General features: G+C 72.9%; 14 protein-coding genes and 1 tRNA gene. 11 read left to right on the forward strand and 4 right to left on the reverse strand.

Annotation, left to right across the window (positions count from 1 at the left end; translation table 11 throughout):
- Nucleotides 1–2,982, reverse strand: a 2,982-nt coding sequence (locus AB0C69_RS18090) for a UPF0182 family protein (RefSeq protein WP_360354704.1), incomplete at its 3' end; no start/stop codon positions are given.
- A gap of 118 nt (nt 2,983–3,100) precedes the next feature.
- Here AB0C69_RS18090 and AB0C69_RS18095 point away from each other — a divergent pair.
- The 4 genes from AB0C69_RS18095 to AB0C69_RS18110 all read left to right on the forward strand — a co-directional run bounded on the left by AB0C69_RS18095 (nt 3,101) and on the right by AB0C69_RS18110 (nt 5,308).
- Nucleotides 3,101–3,631, forward strand: coding sequence for a PPA1309 family protein (locus AB0C69_RS18095; RefSeq protein WP_345184433.1), 531 nt, complete (start codon nt 3,101–3,103; stop codon nt 3,629–3,631).
- A gap of 33 nt (nt 3,632–3,664) precedes the next feature.
- Nucleotides 3,665–4,108, forward strand: a complete 444-nt coding sequence (locus AB0C69_RS18100) for a molybdenum cofactor biosynthesis protein MoaE (RefSeq protein ID WP_360354708.1) — start codon at nt 3,665–3,667, stop codon at nt 4,106–4,108.
- A 27-nt stretch (nt 4,109–4,135) separates the two neighbouring features.
- Nucleotides 4,136–5,185 (forward strand): PDZ domain-containing protein, encoded by a 1,050-nt coding sequence (locus AB0C69_RS18105; RefSeq protein WP_360354711.1) that lies wholly within the window; start codon nt 4,136–4,138, stop codon nt 5,183–5,185.
- Nucleotides 5,186–5,234: 49 nt separating this feature from the next.
- Nucleotides 5,235–5,308 (forward strand) — tRNA-Met (locus AB0C69_RS18110).
- A gap of 371 nt (nt 5,309–5,679) precedes the next feature.
- Here the strand turns inward: AB0C69_RS18110 and AB0C69_RS18115 are convergent.
- Nucleotides 5,680–8,859, reverse strand: a complete 3,180-nt coding sequence (locus AB0C69_RS18115; RefSeq protein WP_360354713.1) for a BTAD domain-containing putative transcriptional regulator — start codon at nt 8,857–8,859, stop codon at nt 5,680–5,682.
- Between the two features lie 134 nt (nt 8,860–8,993).
- Between AB0C69_RS18115 and AB0C69_RS18120 the strand changes: the two genes are divergently transcribed.
- A complete protein-coding gene (locus AB0C69_RS18120; RefSeq protein WP_360354715.1) occupies nt 8,994–10,418 on the forward strand; it encodes an MFS transporter in 1,425 nt (474 codons plus the stop codon).
- Nucleotides 10,419–10,430: 12 nt separating this feature from the next.
- Here the strand turns inward: AB0C69_RS18120 and AB0C69_RS18125 are convergent, their stop codons facing one another.
- Entirely contained in the window at nt 10,431–10,799 is a 369-nt protein-coding gene (locus tag AB0C69_RS18125) for a hypothetical protein (protein WP_360354718.1), read from the reverse strand.
- A gap of 66 nt (nt 10,800–10,865) precedes the next feature.
- Between AB0C69_RS18125 and AB0C69_RS18130 the strand changes: the two genes are divergently transcribed.
- From AB0C69_RS18130 to AB0C69_RS18150, 5 genes are all read left to right on the forward strand, one after another.
- Nucleotides 10,866–11,246 carry a DUF3054 family protein gene (locus tag AB0C69_RS18130; protein ID WP_353831773.1) on the forward strand — a complete coding sequence of 127 codons (381 nt, stop codon included), beginning with the start codon at nt 10,866–10,868 and terminating at the stop codon, nt 11,244–11,246.
- A gap of 135 nt (nt 11,247–11,381) precedes the next feature.
- The gene (locus tag AB0C69_RS18135; protein WP_360354722.1) at nt 11,382–13,031 is read left to right on the forward strand and encodes an AMP-binding protein; all 1,650 of its coding nucleotides are present in this window, start codon (nt 11,382–11,384) and stop codon (nt 13,029–13,031) included.
- 53 nt (nt 13,032–13,084) lie between these two features.
- The gene (locus AB0C69_RS18140; RefSeq protein WP_360354724.1) at nt 13,085–16,105 is read left to right on the forward strand and encodes an AMP-binding protein; all 3,021 of its coding nucleotides are present in this window, start codon (nt 13,085–13,087) and stop codon (nt 16,103–16,105) included.
- Between the two features lie 99 nt (nt 16,106–16,204).
- Nucleotides 16,205–17,557: a cytochrome P450 gene (locus tag AB0C69_RS18145; protein WP_360354726.1), complete on the forward strand. Its 1,353-nt coding sequence runs from the start codon at nt 16,205–16,207 to the stop codon at nt 17,555–17,557.
- 2 nt (nt 17,558–17,559) lie between these two features.
- Nucleotides 17,560–18,369 (forward strand): SDR family NAD(P)-dependent oxidoreductase, encoded by an 810-nt coding sequence (locus AB0C69_RS18150; RefSeq protein ID WP_353831777.1) that lies wholly within the window; start codon nt 17,560–17,562, stop codon nt 18,367–18,369.
- Here the strand turns inward: AB0C69_RS18150 and AB0C69_RS18155 are convergent.
- Entirely contained in the window at nt 18,366–19,226 is an 861-nt protein-coding gene (locus AB0C69_RS18155) for an oxygenase MpaB family protein (RefSeq protein WP_360354729.1), read from the reverse strand. The genes AB0C69_RS18150 and AB0C69_RS18155 overlap by 4 nt on opposite strands.
- 102 nt (nt 19,227–19,328) lie before the next feature.
- Between AB0C69_RS18155 and AB0C69_RS18160 the strand changes: the two genes are divergently transcribed.
- Complete coding sequence (locus tag AB0C69_RS18160) at nt 19,329–19,952, forward strand: TetR family transcriptional regulator (protein WP_360354732.1); 624 nt, start codon at nt 19,329–19,331, stop codon at nt 19,950–19,952.
- Nucleotides 19,953–20,099 lie beyond the last annotated feature (147 nt).

Below are 20,099 nucleotides of genomic sequence, written 5' to 3' on the forward strand. Positions count from 1 at the left end.
GGCGAATGCCGTGCGACGGCGCATGGCCCGAGGCGGACCTGGAAAAGCTCCAGCGGTGGATCGACATCGGCAGCTCGCCGGGGGCGTGGCGCTCGGCGAGGCGGACGGCGACGCCGACGGGCTCGGCGACGGGCTCGGGGAGGTCTTCGGCTCCTCCTTGCCCGCGGCCGACAGCGCGGCCTGCGCGTCCTTGATCCGCTTCCAGGCCTCGCCCATGCCCGGGTAGTCGCCCTTCTTCTGGGCGTTCTCGTAGTCGGCCACGGCGGCCTTCAGATCGTCGATCGCCTTCTGCGCCGACGCGCTCAGCTCCTGGCCCGGCGGGGCCTGCGGACCCGGCTGGGCCGGCGCCCCGGCGCCGCCGAGCACCTGCTTCAACGCCTCGTCGAGCGTGTCGGCCGCGGCGATGCTCTCCCCGTACCGCACGAGGATCTTGCCGCGGATCGGGTAGGGCTGCTGCTCGGAGCCGCCCGCCGCCTTCGTGTACATCGGCTCCACGTACAGCAGGCCGCCCCCGAACGGGATCGTCAGCAGGTTGCCCGCGACGGTCTTCGTCCCGCCCTGCCGCAACGCGAACAGGTCGGCCTTCACCTTCGGATCGGTCTCGAAGGAGTTCTGCACCTGGCCCGGCCCCGCCGGCTGCGCGTTGCGCGGCATCTGCAGGATCTGGATCTGCCCGTAGTCGCGCCCCGGGTTCGACCCCACCGACATGAACGCGGCGAGCTGGGGGTTGCCGCGCGGGTTGAACACCGTGGTCAGCGAGAAGGACTGGGCGTCCTGGCCCGGCATCCGCAGGCTCTGGTAGTACGGGGGCTGCTGCCTGCCCTTGGCGGACGGGTCCTCGGGCACCTCCCAGAAGCCCTCCCCGTTGTAGAACGCCGACGGGTCCGTCACGTGGTACTTCGTGAGGATCTTCCGCTGGACCTTGAACTGGTCCTGCGGGTAGCGGAAGTGCGACTCCAGCTCCGGCGGGATCGACGACCGCGGCTGCACCGTGCCGTCGAACACCTTCATCCACGTCTTGGTGATGGGGTCGTTCTCGTCCCACTGGTACAGGTGGACCGTGCCGTCGTAGGCGTCCACCGTCGCCTTCACCGAGTTGCGCAGGTAGTTGACGTGGTCGTTGGCCTGCCGCGCCACCGCCGACCGCGTGTCGGTGATCGTGTCGCGGGTGGCCTCCCCGAGGCTCATCTCCTCCGAGTACGGGTAGCTGTCGGACGTCGTGTAGCCGTCCACCACCCACAGGATCCGGCCGTTCACCACCGTCGGGTACGGGTCGCCGTCCAGCGTCAGCCACGGCGCCGCCTTCTGCACCATCTGCCGCGGCGACCGGTCGTAGAGGATCTTCGCGTTCTTGTTGATCGCGCCCGACAGCAGCAGGTTCTTGTCCTGGAACTTCGCCGAGTACAGCAGCCGGTGCGCGAACGAGTCGACCGGCACCCCGCCCTGGCCGTCGTAGGTGCTGCTCTGCTGCCCCGACGGGCTGTTGTCCGGGTAGTTCAGCTCCTGCTGGCCGCGCCCGCCGACCACCGAGTACCGCGGCGAGCGCTCCCCGAAGTAGATCTCCGGCTGCGCCACCTTGATCGGCTGGTTCGGGGACGCCGGCATGTCCGGGGTGATGAAGGCCGGCTCGGTCGAGTCGAAACGGTCGCCGTACGCGGAGACGAACCCGTAGCCGTGCGTGTAGACCATGTGGTCCTTCACCCAGCTGCGCTGCCCCACCGGCGCCCCGGAGAGCTCGCGGAGCGCCACCACCGTGTCGACGAGCTTGCCGTCGACCTGGTAGCGGTCCACGTCCAGCGTGTCGGGGAACCGGTAGAACGGCCGGATCCGCTGCAACTGCTGGAACGTCTCGCCCACCACGTTCGGGTCGAGGACGCGCACCCCGCTCTGCCCGAGCTTGGCGGCCTCGTCCTGGAGGGCCTTCTTGTCGGTCACCGGCTGCGACCCGTACGGGACGACCCGCGCCCCGTCCACCCCGTAGGCCTTGCGCGTGAACTCGATGTTGCGCTGGATGTACTGGCGCTCCTTGGCCAGCTCGTCAGGCTTCACCTGGAACTGCTGGATCAGCAGCGGGTACACCCCGCCCAGCAGGATCGCCGACAGCACCAGCAGCGTGAACCCGACGCCCGGCAGCATCATGCCGCGCCGCAGCAGGTTGCCGAAGAACATGGCGGCGCACAGCAGGGCTATCACGGCCAGGATCGTCTTCGCCGGCAGCAGCGCGTTCACGTCCGTGTAGGACGCGCCCGTCGCCACCCCCCGCTCCGAATGCACCAGCCCGTACCGGTCGAACCAGTACGCGACCGCCTTCAGCAGGATGAACAACCCGAACAGCACCGACAGGTGCGCCCGCGCGGGCGGGCTCGCCTTGTCGCCCGGCCCCTGCAGCCGCAGCCCCCCGTACAGGTAGTGCACCATCACCGCGGCCAGGATCGACAAGATCACCGTCGCGAAGACCACCCCGATGACGAGGCGCAGGAACGGGTACGTGAAGACGTAGAACGAGACGTCCTTGTGGAACTGCGGATCCTTCACGCCGAACGGCGTCCGGTTCAGGAACGCCAGCCACACCGGCCACTGGCCCGCCACCGACGACCCCGTCAGCATCCCCAGCACCCCGAGCAGCCCCCACGCGATCAGCCGCCGCCGCGGGTCGATCACCGCCCGGTAGCGCTCCAGGCCCTGCTGCTCCACCGACAGCGGCCGGTACGCCGGGCGCAGCCGGTACGCCACCGCCACGTTCGCGCCCACCACCAGCGCCATCAGCAGCCCCGCCCCGAAGAACAGGACCACCTTCGCCCGCAGCTGCGTCGTGTAGACCGACGAGAAGCCGATCGAGCGGTACCACAGCAGGTCCGTGTACACGGCCGTGAACGTGAGGAACGCCACCAGCAGCGCGGCCAGCGCCACCAGGACCGGCAGCAGCGGCCGCGTCCGTCCGGTACCGAGCCGGCGCCCGAAACCGGGAGTCCGGAAGGTCAAGTGGCCCCTCCGATCGAGATCTCTCCCACCGGCCGCCCGCCGGTGCTGTAGATGCAACTTACCGACTGGGACGGGGGTTCCCGCACTTCCCCGGGCTGAATGGGGGAAAGATGGGCCCGTGAGTCTTCTGGAAGAAGTCGTGCTGGACCTAGAACGTCACTCGGCCCAAGAGGGCTGGGACAGCGCGCCCCGCATCTACGCCCTTGTCCGCAGCTCCGAACTGCGCCGCGCCGAGCCCGAACTCGCCGAGCAGCTCGGCCTGCGGGAAGGCGCCGACACCCTCGCCGCCCTCGAACAGCCCGCCCTGCCCGACCAGGCCGGCGTCGAGGACGCCCTCGCCACCATCGCCTGGCCCGACACCGTCGAAGGCTGCGCCCTCGTCCTCGAACGGATCGTCCTGCCGCCCGAGGTCGAGGAGCAGATCCCCGAGGACGAGGCCCAGGCCGCCGAGTTCGCCGCGTCCCACCCCAAGCGCGAGGACGTACGCATGATCGTCGGCGTGCTGCGCGACGGCGCCCGCCACTCCGCCCTCCGGCTGCGCCGCCACGACGCCGACGACGAGGTCCTCACCGGACCCGACCTCGTCCCCGCCCTCGCCGAAGCCCTCGCCGCCACCCTCGAACCCGACGAGCCCGGCGCACCCGAGTGAACGGCGCCGCCCCGGAGAGGTAGCCTGCGGGACGTGAGCCAAAGCGTTGCCGGCGGAGACGTCATCCGGCTGATCGGCGTGCGCGACACGCCCCTGTCCGTCGACGAGGTGTACGCCGCCGTCGGCGCCTCCGGCGCCGGCGGCACCGCCGTCTTCGCCGGCACCGTCCGCGACACCGACCACGCGCGCGCCGTCACCGCCCTCTCCTACAGCGCCCACCCCACCGCCGAGCGCGAACTCCGCGCCGTCATGGAGAAGGTCGCCGCCGACTTCCCCGTCCTCGGCCTCGCCGCCGTCCACCGCGTCGGCGACCTGCGGGTCGGCGACATCGCCGTCGTCGTCGCCGCGTCCTGCCCCCACCGCGAAGAAGCCTTCGCCGCCTGCCGCCGCCTCATCGACGACCTCAAGGCCACCGTCCCCATCTGGAAGCACCAGGCCTTCGCCGACGGAGGCGACGAGTGGGTCGGGGCCTGCTGAGGGCCCGAACCGCATAGAGTTTCCGGCATGTCTCGTCGTGCCGCCACGCTCAGCCTCGCGAGCGTGCTCGTCCTCGTGCTCGCCCTCGTCGGCTCCGTCATGCGCGTCCCCTACGTCGCCCTGATGCCCGGCCCCACGAGCAACACCCTCGGCACGAACGACAAAGGCCAGCCCCTCATCCGGATCGAAGGCCGCCAGACCTACCCCGACCAGGGCCACCTCAACTTCACCACGGTCACCTACCGCGGCGGCCCCGGCGGGCGCATCGACCTGTTCACCGCCCTGCGCGGCTGGTTCGCCGGCGACACCGCCATCGTCCCCGAAGAGACGATCTTCCCGAAGAACGAGTCGCCCAAGCAGGTCGACCAGGAGAACACCCGGGCGATGCAGGACTCCCAGCAGAACGCCGAGGCCGCCGCCCTCCACGAACTCGGCGTCCCCCTCACCACCCGCGTCGTCGTCGACGGCGTCCAGAAGGGGCGCCCCGCCGACGGCGTCCTCAAGCCCGGCGACGAGATCACCACCCTCGACGGCGCCGCCGTCACCAGCGTCTCCCAGGTCACCGGCACCATGGCCAAACGCCCCATCGGCGCCCCCGTCACCCTCACCTACATCCGCGACGGCAAGCAGGCCAAGGCCACCCTCAAAACCGTCGCCGACCCCAGCGGGAAGCGCGCCGTCGTCGGCATCGTCCTCTCCGACCAGTACAAGTTCCCCTTCAAGATCGACATCAGCATCGGCGACATCGGCGGCCCCTCCGCCGGCCTCATGTTCTCCCTCGCCATCGTCGACAAGCTCACCCCCGGCGCCCTCACCCAGGGCAAATTCGTCGCCGGCACCGGCACCATCACCCCCGACGGCAAGGTCGGCCCCATCGGCGGCATCCAGCAGAAGATGATCGCCGCCCGCCGGGCCGGCGCCACCGTCTTCCTCACCCCCAAGGACAACTGCGCCGACGCCGCCGGCTCCCGCCCCGACGGCCTCCGCCTCGTCCGCGCCGACACCCTCCACGACGCCGTCCAGGCCCTCAACGCCCTCACGAGCGGCAAAGGCGCCGTCCCCGCCTGCACCCGATGAGCGCCCCGTACGAACCACCCCCTCCCATGCCATAGACTTAAGACATCACCGCGGGGTGGAGCAGTTCGGTAGCTCGCTGGGCTCATAACCCAGAGGTCGCAGGTTCAAATCCTGCCCCCGCTACTGGTCTGGGGTCCCCTGGTCGCCGCTTGCGGCTTCCGGGGGACCTTTCGCATTTCGCCCGGGGGACGATCCCCCGGAGCCCCCTGTTCCTCCGCCTCCCCCACCCGCCCGCCCCTGGGGCTTCGCCCCTAGACCCCCCTCGGGCTTCGCCCATCGACTTCCCCCGGGGTTCCGGTCTTCGATCTCCCCCGGGCTTCGGTCTTTGATTTCCCTCGGGCTTCGGTCTTTGATTTCCCTCGGGCTTCGGCCTTCGTTTTCCCTCGGGCCTCGGCCTTCGGCCCCTCTCGGGCTTCGCCCTTCGCCCTCCCTCGGGCTTCGGTCTTCGATCTCCCCCGGCTCGCGGCCCTCGTGCCCCTCCGCTTTGCTCCCGGTCAGGGTGCGGGGGTGGCGGGGATGGGGGTGGTGCGGCCTTGCTGGAGTTCGGCGTTCAGGGTCTGCTCGCCTAGGGCGGCTTGCAGGGCCTTCATGGTGCGGTCCACGTCGGTGCCGGCGGCTGCGGGTCTTGGGGCGCCCGTCGCCTCCCTCGCTGCGGTGGCCGCGCCCAGCAGACGCGCGGCCCGGTGGTGTTCGCCCGCCAGGGTGTGGGCGGCCGCCAGCCCTTCCAGCGCCAGCGCCGCCGCCCGCGGGTCGCCGGTGCGGCGCGCTACGGCCAGGGCCTCCAGGTGCGCCTCGCGGGCGGCTCCGGCGTCGCCGCGCTGCTCGGCCACGAAGCCCAGTTCTGACAGGGTGAGCGCTACACCGGGGTCGAAACCGACGCGCCGCTGCCAGTCGAGCGCGTCGCGCAAGAGCTTCTCCGCCACGTCCAGCCGGCCCTGCCGCCGCGCCCCCATCGCCAGGCCCAGTTCGGCGAACACCTCTCCGGGGCGGTTGCTCTGCTCGGTCGCCAGCCGCATGGCCTTCTCGTGGAGCCGCTCCGCCCCGGCCAGGTCGCCTGTCATCATCGCGATCCTGCCGAGCCCGGACAGCAGGTACGAGACCTGCGTCCAGATCCCTAGGTCCTCGGCCAGCCGCAGCCCCTCGCGGAGCAGACGGGCGGCGCCCTGGAGGTCGCCGCGGATCTCGGCGAGCCTGCCTCGCAGATCGGCGGCCCTCAACCGGCCCCAGCGGTCGCCGAGCTCGTCGAAGAGCGCCGCGCCCTGTTCGGTGTGGCGCGCGCAGGCGTCCAGATCCCCGCGGATCAGCGCGTAGTGGGCCAGCGTGGTCAGCGAGGCCGCCGTGCCCCAGCGGTCCCCGGCCTCGCCGAAGGCGGCAAGGGCCCGCCGCGCCAGCCGTTCGCCCGTGGCCGAGTCCGCGCCGCCCAGCAGGATCTCGGCGAGGAACCACTCCGCTCGGGCCCGGCCGTCCGGGTCGTCCAGGCGGTCGTAGGGTTCCAGCGCCGCCTCGACCTGCCGCGTCCGGTCGATGCCATGGCGGCCGAGCATCTCCATGCCCGTCCGCCACGCCCCGGCCGCGGCGCGTGAGGAGGACGGCGCCGTGCCGTCGTGGCTGAGCGCCAGATCCAGCAGGCGGCGCCCCTCGCTGAGCCGCCCGCGCAGGAACCAGTACCAGGCCATCGCGTTGACCAGGCGCAGCGCGAGATCCGGGCGGTCGTGCCGCACGGTGCTCTCGATGGCGGCGCGCAGATTGGCGTGTTCCAGGTCCAGGTGCTGGAGCCAACGCCGCTGGTCGGGGCCGCGGAGTCGCTCCGCCGCCCGTTCCGCGAACCCGACGTGGTACCCGTCGCGCCGGGCTCGGGCCTGCTCGGACTCGCCGGCCTCCCGCAGGCGCTCGGCGCAGTAGGCGGCGACGGACTCCAGCAGCCGGTAGCGGTGGCCGCGCACGCCGTCGGAGACCACGACCATGGAGCGGTCGACCAGGCGGGACAGCAGCTCCGCGACGTCCTCGACCGCGACCCCGTCCCCGGCGCAGACCGCCTCGGCCGCCTCCAGCGAGCAGCCGTCGGCATGCACCGACAACCGCCGCAGGACGGCGCGCTCCGGCCCGGTCAGCAGGTCCCAGCTCCAGTCGATCGCCGCGCGCAGCGTCCGCTGCCGCCGCGGGACGTCCCGCCGGCCGGCCGACAGCAGCCGGAACCGGTCGTCCAACCGGGCCGCCAGCTCGTCCGCGCCGAGCGCGCGGACCCGCGTGGCCGCCAGTTCCAGCGCCAGCGGGATGCCGTCGAGACGGCGGCAGATCGCCGCGACGGCGCGGGCGTTGCCGGCGGTGAGAGCGAAACCGGGAGACGCGGCGGCGGCACGCGCGACGAACAGGCGGACGGCGCTGGACCGGCGCAGGGCCGACGGGCCCGCCTCCTCCGCCTCGCCGGGCGGCTCCAGCGGCGGCACCGACCAGATCGCCTCACCGCCGACCCCCAGCGGTTCCCGGCTCGTCGTGAGGATCCGCACCTGCGGCGCCGCCGCCAGCAGCCGGTGCGCCAGATCCGCCGCGGGCTCGATCAGGTGCTCGCAGTTGTCGAGCACCAGCAGCAGCCGCCTGCCGCGCAGCGCACAGGCGACCCGGTCGGCGGCGGGGACGGCTCCTCCACCGGCGTCGTCGCGGACGCCGAGCGTGGCGGCGACCGCGTCCGCCAGCGCGTCCGGCCGGTCGTGACCGCCGAGACCGACCGACCACACCCCGTCGGGAAACGCGTCGAGAGCCCCGGCGGCGATCTCCAGGGCCAGCCGGGTCTTGCCGACCCCTCCCGGCCCCGTGAGCGTGACGAGACGGAACCGCTCCAGCAGCGCCCGCACCTCGCGGACCGCCTCCTCGCGGCCGATCAGCTCGCCGGGCGGCGCGGGCAGGTTGGTCCGGGGGCGCCCGGGCGCCAGGTCCGGGTCCCGGGTGAGGATCGCCTGCCGGAGATCCGCCAGCTCGGGGCTCGGATCCAGACCCAGATCCTCGCGCAGCCGGTCGCGCAGCTCCCCGAAGCTGTCCAGGGCCTCGTGCTGCCTTCCGGCCCCGTACAGAGCGCGCATCAGGGCGGCGTGCAGCCGTTCCCTGAGGGGGTGGCGGGCCACGAGGTCGCGCAGCTCGCCCACCAGCGCGCTGTGCTCGCCCAGGGCGAGCCGGGCCTCGACGAGATCCTCCACGGCCGCCAGCCGCTGCTCCTCCAGGCGAAGGATCGCGGCCCGCGCGAACGGCTCGTCGCCGAAGGGGGCGTAGGCGGGGCCCCTCCACAGGGCCGACGCTTCGGTGAGCAGCGCGGCCCTGGCCCGAGGGTCGGAGGTCTCCCGCGCCCGGGCGACGAGCGCGGCGAACCGGCCCGCGTCCACCGCCTCGGAAGCGACCCGCAGCAGATACCCCGGCGCCTGGTACACCACCAGATCCCTGCCGCCCGGCTCGGCGTCCTCCAGCGCCCGGCGCAACTGGGACACCTTGACCTGCAGGGCCCCCGCCGGGTCCGCCGGACGCGCCGGCCCCCACAGATCGTCGATCAGCCGGTCCGCCGACACCGGCCGCCCGTCCTGGACGAGCAGATCGGCCAGCAGCGCCCGGACCTTCAGCCCCCGGACCGCGACCTGGGTGCCGTCGGCCGTCCAGACCGCCAGCGGTCCGAGCACCCCGAAACGCATGATCCCCACGATATCGCCCTGACCGGGGCCTACGGCGGCGCCCGGGGGACGGTAGGCGGAGGGAAAGCGGGCGGTAAGCGGCCCGCCGCATAGTCGGGCGACGGCACCAGAACCTCTACCGAAGAAGGTCCATCATGCGTTCCGCGCCCAGGCCGGGATTGAGCCTGGCCCTGCTGGCGTTCTCCAGCCTCATCACCTCGCTCGACTTCACCATCGTGTACGTGGCGCTGCCCGACCTCGTCCGCGACGTCGGCTTCTCCGAGGGCTCGGCCCAGTGGGTGATCAGCGCCTACGCCGTGTTCTTCGGCGGCTTCCTGCTGCTCGGCGGCCGCTCGGGCGACCTGCTGGGACGCCGCCGCATGTTCGTCCTCGGCATGGTCGCGTTCGGCGGCGCGTCCCTGCTCGGCGGCCTCGCCACCTCCCCGGGCACGCTCGTCGCCGCCCGCGCGATCCAGGGGGTCGGCGCCGCGATCGTGTTCCCCGCCACCCTCGCGCAGGTCAACACCATGTTCGCGGAGGGACGCGAACGGCTCAGGGCGCTCGGGGTGTGGGCCATGGCCGGCGCCGGAGGGCTCAGCGCCGGGGCGCTCCTCGGCGGCGTCCTCACCCACGCGTTCGGCTGGGAGGCCGTGTTCCTCGTGAACGTGCCGCTGGTGGCCGCCGCGGCCGCCGCCGCGTTCCGGCTGCTGCCGGCGGACGGACCGGTCGACCGCGGCCGCGGGTACGACCTGCCCGGCGTGGTCACCGGCACCGCGGGCGCCACCCTCCTCGTGTACACGATCGCCGAGGTCCCCGACACGGGCTGGACCTCCGCGGAGTTCGCCGTCGGGGCCCTGCTCGCGCTCGGCCTGCTGGCCGCCTTCCTCGCCGTCGAGGCGCGCAGCCGCAGCCCGCTGATGCCGCTGCGCCTCCTGCGCGACCGCGACCTGGCCCCCGCCCTTGTGATCATCTTCGTGTTCGGGGCGACCATGCAGAACGTCGTGTACTTCCTCACCCTGTACTTCCAGGACGTGCTGGGCTACACGGCCCTGCGGGCGGGACTGGCGTTCCTCGGCCTGTCCGCGGTGATCGCCCTGGGGAACTTCGCCGCCGGACGGCTGATGCTGCGCATCGGCATCCGCGGCACCCTCATCACCGCGCTCCTGCTCGGGGCAGGGGGCAGCGCCCTCCTGGCGGCCGGAATGATGGCCGACGGCTCGTACCTCACCGTCCTGGCCGGGATCGCCGTGTACGGGATGGGCATGGGCACGATCTATCCCACCCAGTTCGCCGCAGCGGCCACCGGCGTGGACGCGCGGGAGCAGGGCATCGCCGGCGGCATGGCCAACACCGCCATGCAGATCGGGGTGGGCGTCGGACTGGCCGTGCTCGTCGGCGTCGCGGCGTCCGGCAGCGGCGCCGCCGCCGGCCTGCGCGCCGCCGTCGCCGTGTCGGCCGCCCTGACCCTGGTGGGTGTCATCGCGGCCCTCGCCCTTCCCGGTCGCCCCGCCGGCGGGTCCAGCGGTGAGGTCTCCGGGAGTGCGGCGGCATCACCGGCCCCGACGGTCGGCACGACCTGATGTGGGAGCGTTCTACTCGGGTCTTTGTGTCCGCACGATCGCATCCGGATTCATCGGCCACTCCGCTGTGGTGAGGCTCAGGCGGTCGTTGTAGGGGAAACGGTCGTCCTCGTCGAGGGGGAGGGCGGGGCGGACGAAGCAGCGGTGCAGCAGCAGCTCACGGCGCTCGTCCAGCGGGACCTCATCCTCCAGGCGGCCGGCCGGACGGTGCGGAGGGTCCTCGCCGATGTCGATCGCGCCGTCCCAGTTGAGGTGCAGGCCGGCCTCGTCGGCGTAGAAACGGGGGAAGCTCGTCCGCCACTGCGATTGGGAACCCCAGCCGTATGACAGGTCGTCGGCCGGGCGCGAGGCGCGGCGGAAGCAGGCCCGGTCGAGGTCCATCGCGCGATGATGGCGCGGCTGCTCCCCGGCGGCAAGAGCGCAGGCGGCGGCCCTTAGCCTGGAGGGGTGAGGAAGGTCTTGGGTGCGGTCGCCGACGTTCTCTGCGTGCTCGTTTTCGTCGCCATCGGGCGGGCTTCGCATGAGGAGGCGGCCAGCCTGGGCGGGTTCCTGTCCACCGCCTGGCCGTTCCTCGTGGGGCTCGGCGCCGGATGGGGTCTTCTGCGGGCCTGGCGGCGGCCTGAGGAGGTCTTTCCGGCCGGGGTCGGGATCTGGGTCTCGTCCGTGGCCGTGGGAATGGTGCTGCGGGTCGTGTCCGGGCAGGGCACCGCTCTCGCGTTCGTGATCGTGGCTTCGGTGTTCCTCGGCGCCGCGCTGCTCGGATGGCGGGTCGCGGCCCGGCTCGTGGCCCGGCTGGCGGCGGCTCGGAAGGTGTCCGCCTCCGGGTGAGGGGCCCTGGAGGACGCCCCCGAATGACCGGGCGGTCTCTTCGGCTGATCGAACCGGTTGACGGCGTCGCGCCGCCCTGGTGAAGTTACCCGCGAGTCATGTACGGGCGCGAGCCTTTCCTGTGAAGGGGACACGATGCCATCTGCGCTGCGCGACTGGCTGGACAAGCCGAACACCGGACGCGGCGTCCACCTGGCGGCCGACGACGGCGGCTGGGAGTTCCGCGACTACGGTGAGCTGGCGTCGGCCGCGCGGCGCACCGCGGGGGCGCTGGTCGAGGAGGGCGTCCGGCCGGGCGACGTGGTGTGCCTGATCCTGCCCACGGACTTCACCTGCGTCGAGACGTACTTCGCGGTCTGGGCCGCGGGCGCCACGGTGTGCCTGATCACTCCGCCGCTGTTCCAGGACGGCGACGACTACGTCGCGCACGTGGCGGCGATCCTGCGCCAGGCGTCGCCGGCGCTGGTCGTGGCCTCCGACGGGCTGGCCGACTACGCGAGGCGGGCCATGGCAGGCGCCGGCCTGGACGGGGAGCCGTGGCGGCCCCGCAAGGCCGACGAGGAGGCCGAGGTCCGGCCCGCCGGCGAGCTCGCCCTGCTGCAGTTCACGTCCGGGTCCAGCGGGTCCCCCCGGGGCGTCATGGTCACCTGGGAGAACCTGGAGGCCAACAGCGATCTGATCGCGCGGGAGGCCGGCTACGAGGACGGGGACGTGGTGGCCTCCTGGCTGCCGCTCTACCACGACATGGGGCTGATCGGCTGCTTCCTCACGCCCATCGCGCGGCAGGGGACGCTGAAGCTGATGCGGCCCGACCACTTCATCCGCGACCCGGCACGGTGGCTGCGGTGCTTCGGGGAGGCGGCCCACACGGCGGCGCCGCCGTTCGCGTACGCCTACTGCGCGCGGCGGGTCAAGCCCGAGCAGCTGGAGGGGCTCGACGTGTCCGGGTGGAAGATGGCGCTGATCGGCGCCGAGCCCATCGACCCGCACACGCTCGAGGTGTTCGCGCAGCTCATGGAGCCGTTCGGGTTCTCCCGGACGATGTTCAAGCCCGCCTACGGGATGGCCGAGACGACGCTGCTCGTCACCATGGACGACGTCCCGCGCCACCCCCTGGCGGTCCGGCCCGACCCGGAGGCGCTGGCGTTCGGGCAGCCCGTCCGGATCCTGGAGCAGCACCCGCTCGGGCCGGAGTCCCTCGGCGCCAAGGCCGGCTGGGTCGTCGGCTGCGGGACGCCCGAGGACGACGTGCCCGTCGCCATCGTCGACGACGAGGGGAACGAGCTGGAGAGCGGCCTCCTCGGCGAGATCGTCGTCGGGGGACCGTCGGCGTGCCCGGGGTACTTCGCGGGGGCCGAGGCCAAGTCGACCCGGTTCATGGACGGGAAGGTCTACACCGGCGACGCCGGGTTCTTCCACGAGGGGCAGCTGTTCGTCCTCGGGCGGATGGGCGACAGCATCAAGGTGCGCGGGCGCTCGGTCTACGTCGAGGACCTCGAATCCAAGATCGCCGAGGTGAGCGGGCTCGGGAAGGGCCGCATCGTCGTGGTCGGCGTCCCCGGCGCCGGGCGCAAGGGGCTCGCGCTGTTCGCCGAGACGCAGGAGGAGACCTGGATCGGCGGGGTGCGCGAGATGCTGCGGCGCCGGCTCGGAGACGACGTGGAGCTGACCATCGTCGTCGGCACCGGCCTGATCCAGCGCACCTCCAGCGGCAAGCCCCGCCGCAGGTACATGTGGGAGCGGTTGCAGGGCGGCCACCTGGAGGGCGCGCGGATCATCAGCTGATTGCTAAAGCCGGTGATAACAGGACAACATGGCGTTGACGCTGTGAGAGGGCCATGATGCCGGCTGTTGCCAAGACGCTGCTGAAGCTGGGCTCCCGCCTGGGTTCCACCGCCCAGAACGCCCTGGAGGTCGCCCGGTTCGGAGGGTTCGACACCGACGAGGACGCCTCGCCCTGCGAGGTGGTGACCGAGCAGCGCGTCTACCGGCTGCGGCACTACTTCCCCGGCGCGGGCGGCGGGCCGGTCGTGCTGCTCGTCCCGCCGCTGATGATCACCGCGGAGGTGTACGACATCTCCTCGCGGGTCAGCGCGGTGCGCGTGCTGCGCGACCTCGGCGTCGACCCGTGGGTGGTCGACTTCGGGGCGCCCGAGCGGGAGCCCGGCGGGCTGGAGCGGACGGTCAGCGACCACGTGCTGGCCGTCAGCGACGCGGTGGACCGGATCCGGGCGGCCACCGGGCGGGACGTGCACCTCGCCGGGTACTCGCAGGGCGGCATGTTCGTCTACCAGGCCGCCGCGTACCGGCGCAGCGAGGGCGTCGCGTCCGTGGTGACGTTCGGGAGCCCGGCCGACACCAGCGTCGGGCTGCCGTTCGGGCTGCCGAGCTGGCTCGCGTCCGAGGGCGTCGAGCGCATCCCCGACGCCCTGCTCGGCGGGTTCGCGGTGCCGGGCTGGGTCACGCGGCTCGGGTTCCAGCTCCTCAGCCCCGTGAAGTCGGTGCGCTCCCGGGTCGACTTCATCCTCCAGCTCCACGACCGGGAGCGGCTCGCGCCCCGGGAGCGCCAGCGCCGCTTCCTGGAGCGGGAGGGCTGGGTGTCGTGGCCCGGACCGGCGCTGGCGGAGTTCATCCGCCAGTTCATCCAGCACAACCGCATGCTGACCGGCGGGTTCCTCATCGGCGACCGGCTCGTCACGCTCGCCGACATCACCTGCCCCGTCCTGACGTTCGTCGGGGAGGTGGACGAGATCGCGGCGCCGCCGATGGTGCGCGGGATCCGCCGTGCCGCGCCGCGCGCCCAGGTGTACGAGGCGTCCCTGCGCGCCGGGCACTTCGGGCTCGTCGTCGGCAGCCTCGCCATCGCGCGGACGTGGCCGGCCGTCGCCGCGTGGGCGCGCTGGCGGGACGGCGAGGCGGAGCTCCCCGAGATCGTCGTGCCCGTCGCCGGGGACGAGGAGGCCGCGTCCGCCGGGCTCCCGGGCGGCCCCGCCGGGTACGGCCTCCAGCTCGCCATGGGCGTCGGGGCGAGCGCCGCCCGCTCGGCGTACCGGACGGCCTCGCGGGCCGTGCACGGTACCCGCCAGCTCGGCGGGGAGGCCGCGCAGAACCTGCCGCGCCTGGCCCGGCTGGAGCGCATCCAGTCCGACACCCGCATGTCCATGGGGCTGCTGCTGGACGAGCAGGCCCGCCGCATGCCGGACGAGGTCTTCTTCCTCTACCAGGGGCGCGGGCACACCCACGACGCCGCCAGGCGCCGCATCGACGCCGTGGTCCGCGGCCTGATCCACATCGGGGTGCGGCGCGGCGACGCGGTCGGGGTGCTGATGGGCACCCGGCCGACCGCGCTCGCGCTCGTCGCCGCGCTCAACCGGCTCGGCGCCGTCGCGGTGCTGCTGCGGCCCGACGGCGACCCGGCCGCCGAGGCCCGGCTCGGCCAGGTCACGCGGGTCATCGCCGACCCCGAGCACGCCGCGGCCGCCGCGGGGCTGGAGGACGTGCCCGGCTTCCTGCTGGGCGGCGCGGGACGCGGCGAGCGCGGTCCGCTGATGGACATGGAGGCCATCGACCCGGACCGGGTCGAGCTTCCCGGCTGGTACCGGCCCAACCCGGGCCGGGCCGGCGACCTGGCGTTCGTGGTCTTCCGCGGTGACGGGGACCAGCTGCGCGCCAGCCGCATCACCAACCGGCGGTGGGCCCTGTCGGCGTTCGGGACGGCGTCCTCGGCCTCCCTGTCCTCGTCCGACACCGTCTACAGCCTCACGCCGCTCCAGCATCCGTCCGCGCTGCTGATGAGCCTCGGAGGAGCCGTCGCGGGCGGTGCGCGACTGGCCCTGGCGAGCGCCCACGCCGATCCCGGGGGGAGCGGAGGGTCGTCCCCCCGCAAGGAGTACGACCCCGAGACGTTCTGGGACGAGGCGCGGCGCTACGGCGTGACCGTCGCCTCCTACACCTGGACGCTGCTGCGCGAGCTCGTGAACGCGCCGCCGGACCCGGCCGAGCGGCACCACGCCGTCCGGCTGTTCATCGGGTCGGGCATGCCGCGCAACCTGTGGCAGCGGGTCGAGGAGCGGTTCGCGCCCGCGCGGGTCCTGGAGTTCTACGCCTCCACCGAGGGCGAGTCGGTGCTGGTCAACCTGAGCGGCAAGAAGCCCGGGTCGCTCGGGCGGCCGCTGCCGGGCAGCGCCGGGGTGCGCCTGGCCCGCTACGACCTGGAGAACGGCCGGCTCGCCGAGGGGCCGGACGGGTTCGCCGTCCCCTGCGAGCCCGGCGAGATCGGCATGCTGCTCGCCCGGGTGCGGCTCTCGGCGATCGGGTCGGCGGCCCGTCCCGTGCGGGGCGTGTTCCGCCCCGAGGACGCCTGGACGATCACCGGGGACCTGTTCCGGCGGGACGCCGACGGCGACTTCTGGCTCGTCGGCCGGGAGACCGAGCTGATCCGCACGGCCGACGGCATCGTCCCGCCCGGCCCCATCCGGGACGCGCTGGGCGACCTGCCCTACGTCGACGCCGTCGCCGTCTACGGGATCCCGGTGGGCGACACGGAACTGGCCGCGGCAGCCGTCAGCCTGCGCGGCGCCCCCGGGTCTTCCGCCGAGGGCGTCGTCAAGCCGGTGGACCTGTCCGAGGCGCTGCTGCGGGTGGAGCCGGGGCTGCGGCCCGCGATCGTGCGGATCGTGGACGAGGTGCCCGTCACGGCGGGACGGCGGCTGCGGACGGCGCCGCTACGGGACGAGGGAGTCCCGCCGGCGGGGGACGGGCGCGCCTTCTACCGGGACAAGGCGGGCGCGTACCGGCCGCTGACGGACGCCGCGCGGCGGCGGCTCCTCAAGGCGGCGCCCGCCCGCGAGGCCCGCTGACGCCCAAGTCACCGCCGATAAGTCTGGACTTACAGGCGGCCGTTGCGTTAGAACAAAGCGACAGAATTCGCGCATTTGTTGCACCCGTCCGGAGGGGTCATGACGAGTGTTCTCGCGCCGCCGCCGCAGGGCAGCGACCTGAAACCGGTGCCCGGCGTCCCCGGCGTCCCCTACATCGGCAGCACGCTCGCGGTGATGCGCGACCCGATCGGGATGGCCCGCAAGCGGTACGCCGAGTACGGCCCGGTCGCCTGGGGATGGCTGCTCGGCCAGCGGATGGTCACCGTCCACGGCCCCGAGGCCGCCGAGGTCGTCCTGGTCAACCGCGACAAGGCGTTCGCGAACGGGCCCGCGTGGAGCTACTTCATCGGCCCGTTCTTCAACCGCGGCATCATGCTCCTGGACTTCGAGGAGCACCTGCACCACCGCCGCATCATGCAGCAGGCGTTCACCCGCCCCCGGCTGCGCTCCTACATGGACGCGATGGCCCCCGGCATCGTCAGGGGCGTGGAGTCGTGGAAGCCCGGGCAGGGCTTCAAGGTCTACGACCACATCAAGAAGCTCACGCTCGACCTCGCGGTGGACGTCTTCATGGGCGTCGAGCTCGACGACGCCGAGCGGGCGCGGGTCAACGGCGCGTTCATCGACGCCGTCCGGGCGGGGACGGCCTACGTCCGCTTCCCGGTGCCCGGCCTGCGCTGGCACAAGGGCCTCCAGGCGCGCAAGGTGCTGGAGGAGTTCTTCCACCGGCACCTGCCCGCCAAGCGCCGGGGCGACGGGAGCGACCTGTTCTCGGCGCTCTGCCAGGCCGAGACCGACGACGGCGAGCGGTTCACCGACGAGGACGTCGTCAACCACATGATCTTCGCGTTGATGGCGGCGCACGACACCACCACCATCACGCTGACGACGATGGCCTACTACCTGGCCAAGTACCCCGAGTGGCAGGAGCGGCTCCGCGAGCAGTCCCTGGAGCTCGGCAAGGAGAGCCCCGGCTTCGACGACCTGGACGCCTTCACCGGCATCGACATGGTGATGAAGGAGTCGATGCGGTTGGTCACGCCCGTCCCGGCGCTCCCGCGCAAGGTCGTCAAGGACACCTCCATCCTCGGCTTCCACGTCCCCGCCGGGACGACCGTCGTGGTGCCGATGCTCAGCAACCACCACATGGCCGACTGGTGGACCGACCCCGACGAGTTCGACCCCGAGCGGTTCTCCCCGGAGCGCCGCGAGGACAAGGTCCACAAGTACGCCTGGGCGCCGTTCGGGGGCGGCGCGCACAAGTGCATCGGGCTGCACTTCGCCGGAATGCAGGTCAGGACGATCCTGCACCAGATGCTCCTGCGGTACCGCTGGAGCGTGCCCGCCCGCTACGAATGGCCCCTGGACACCACGTCCCTTCCCTCGCCCAAGGACGGGCTCCCCGTCCGCCTCGACCGACTGGAGCAGTGAACATGAGCAAGGTCGTCGCCATCACCGGGGCCGCGCGGGGGATCGGCCTCGCCACCGCCCGCGCCCTCAAGGCCAGGGGCGCCACCGTCGTCATCGGCGACATCGACGAGACCGCCGTCAAGGAGGCCGCCGAGTCGCTCGGCGTCACCGGCCTCGCCCTGGACGTCACGTCCCGCGAGTCGTTCACCGCCTTCCTCGACAGGGCCGAGGAGGCCGCCGGGCCCCTCGACGTCGTCGTCAACAACGCGGGCATCATGCCGATCGGGCCGGTCACCGACGAGAGCGACGCCGACGCCCGCCGCTGCATCGACATCAACGTGCACGGCGTGATGCTCGGCACCAAGCTCGCCCTCGACCGGATGCTGCCGCGCGGCCGGGGCCACGTCATCAACATCGCCTCGCTCGCCGGCGTCATGTTCACCCCCGGCCTCGCGCTCTACAACGCCAGCAAGGCCGCCGTCGTCGGGTTCACCGAGGCGACCCGGCTGGAGGTGGCGGACCGCGGCGTGCACGTCAGCGCCGTCCTGCCCACCTTCACCAACACCGAGCTGACCGCGGGGACGCGCAGCCCGAAGGGGCAGAAGAACTGCGAGCCCGAGGACATCGCCGCCGCGGTCGTCGAGCTGGTCGGCAGGCCGCGCCCGCAGGTCGCCGTGCCGAAGAAGCTCGGCACGCAGGTCCGGCTCGGCGCGCTGCTGCCCGAGCGCGTCCGGCGGGCGACCTCCCGCCGCCTCGGTCTCGACAAGATCTTCCTGGAGTACGACCCCGAGGCGCGCAAGGGCTACGACGCCCGCATCCGGTCGGGTTCCTAGACCGCTCCCGGCCGCCGCGCCCTGCGGAAGGCGCGGCGGGCCGGCGGCAGGTAGCGGACGGCCTCGGGCAGCAGCGGCCACACCCGTCCCGCCGCGCGGACGGCCGCCGCGAACCGCCGGTGCCGGCGCTCGTCGGCGGCGCTCCACGGCAGGTCGAGCAGCTCGCGCATGCGCGGGTGCATCCCGCCGACCGTGATGAACCGGGCGACCGCGTTCAGCGGCGGCGACACCGCCCGCCACACCGGCGCCGGCACCCTGGGCGGCGCCGGCAGCCCCTTGGTCACGTACCCGACGCCGTACCGGGCGGTCCTGTGCGCGACGATCTCCTCGTCCAGCATCCGCTTCCAGTACGCCTGGAACGCCTCCCAGTCGTCCGGCATGGCCCGGTCGCTGACCCCGTACATCCGGAACCAGGTCTTGGACTCCTCGTAGATCCGGCGCTTCTCGTCCTCGCCGAGCGGCCGGATGAAGGTCTCGACGCCGTAGAGCATGTTGTCGAGGAAGGTCGCGTGCGCCCAGTAGTAGGTCTCGGGATCGAGCGCGTGGTAGCGGGAGCCGTCCGGCATCGTGCCCTTGATCTCGCGGTGGTAGTCCCGCACCCTGCGGCCCGTCTCGCCGGACCGCTCCCCGCCGTACACGGTGTTCAGGATCGGGCCCGCGGACCGCCTGACCCGCGCGAACGTCTCGGTGAAGAACACCGAGTGGTCCAGGACGCCCTGGCCGAGCGCGGGGAGCATGTTCTGCAGCACGCCCGCCCGCGGGCCGACGAGGAACATCCGGGTGTCGCCGAAGTACCGCCAGGTCAGCGACCCGGGTCCGAGGGGGGCCGGGGTCCGCGCGTCGGCCTCGTCCGTCATGTGCACCGCCGGGGGTCGGAACGGAACTACAGAACGACGATCATTGTAACTGTGTCCCATCCGGTGGCGGGGCGCCGGCCGTCCGGCGGCTAGGGTGCGGGCATGACCACGGACGCGACCATCACGCAGGGGCTGCGGGACCGGCTGGCGGCGCCGGACGCCGGCGCCGACGACCTCGACACCCGCATCCTCGACGCCGCGCTCGCGGAGTTCGAGACCTACGGGCTGCGCCGGGTCAGCGTCGAGGACGTCGCCAAGCGGGCCGGGGTCGCCCGCACCACCATCTACCGGCGGTTCACCAACAAGGAGCAGCTGGTCCAGGCCGTGATCCTGCGGGAGTGCCGCCGCTTCCTCACCGCCATCGCCGACGCCACCGAGGACCTCCCCTCCCCCGAGGACGCCGTCGTCGAGGGCTTCGTGGTCGGCCTGCGCAACGCCCGCACCCACCCGCTCATGACGCGCGTCCTGCAGAGCGAGCCCGAGGCGTTCCTGCCGCAGCTCAGCATGAACGGCGGCGCGGTGATGCTCGCGGCCCGCGACATCCTCGCCGACCGCCTGCGCCGCGCCCGCCCCGGCGACCCCGATGACCACGGCACCGTGGCCGAGGTGCTGCTGCGGGTCGCGGTCTCGCTGCTCCTCGTCCCCGGCGGCGGCCTCGCCCTCGACGACGAAGACGCCACCCGAGCCTTCGCCCGCCAATACCTGAGTCGAATGTTGCTGTGCTGATTGCCTTTTTCTCCTCCTTCGGGCCTGGCGGCCCTCCATCGTCGATAAAGGCGGGCGATCGCTGCATCGCTTCGTCTCGCCTTGCGGCTCGCTGCGCGATCAGGTTCTCGCTTCGCTCGAACCTGCCTTCGGACGCGATCGCAACCA

Source organism: Actinomadura sp. NPDC048032 (assembly GCF_040653175.1).
GTDB classification, from domain to species: domain Bacteria; phylum Actinomycetota; class Actinomycetes; order Streptosporangiales; family Streptosporangiaceae; genus Spirillospora; species Spirillospora verrucosospora.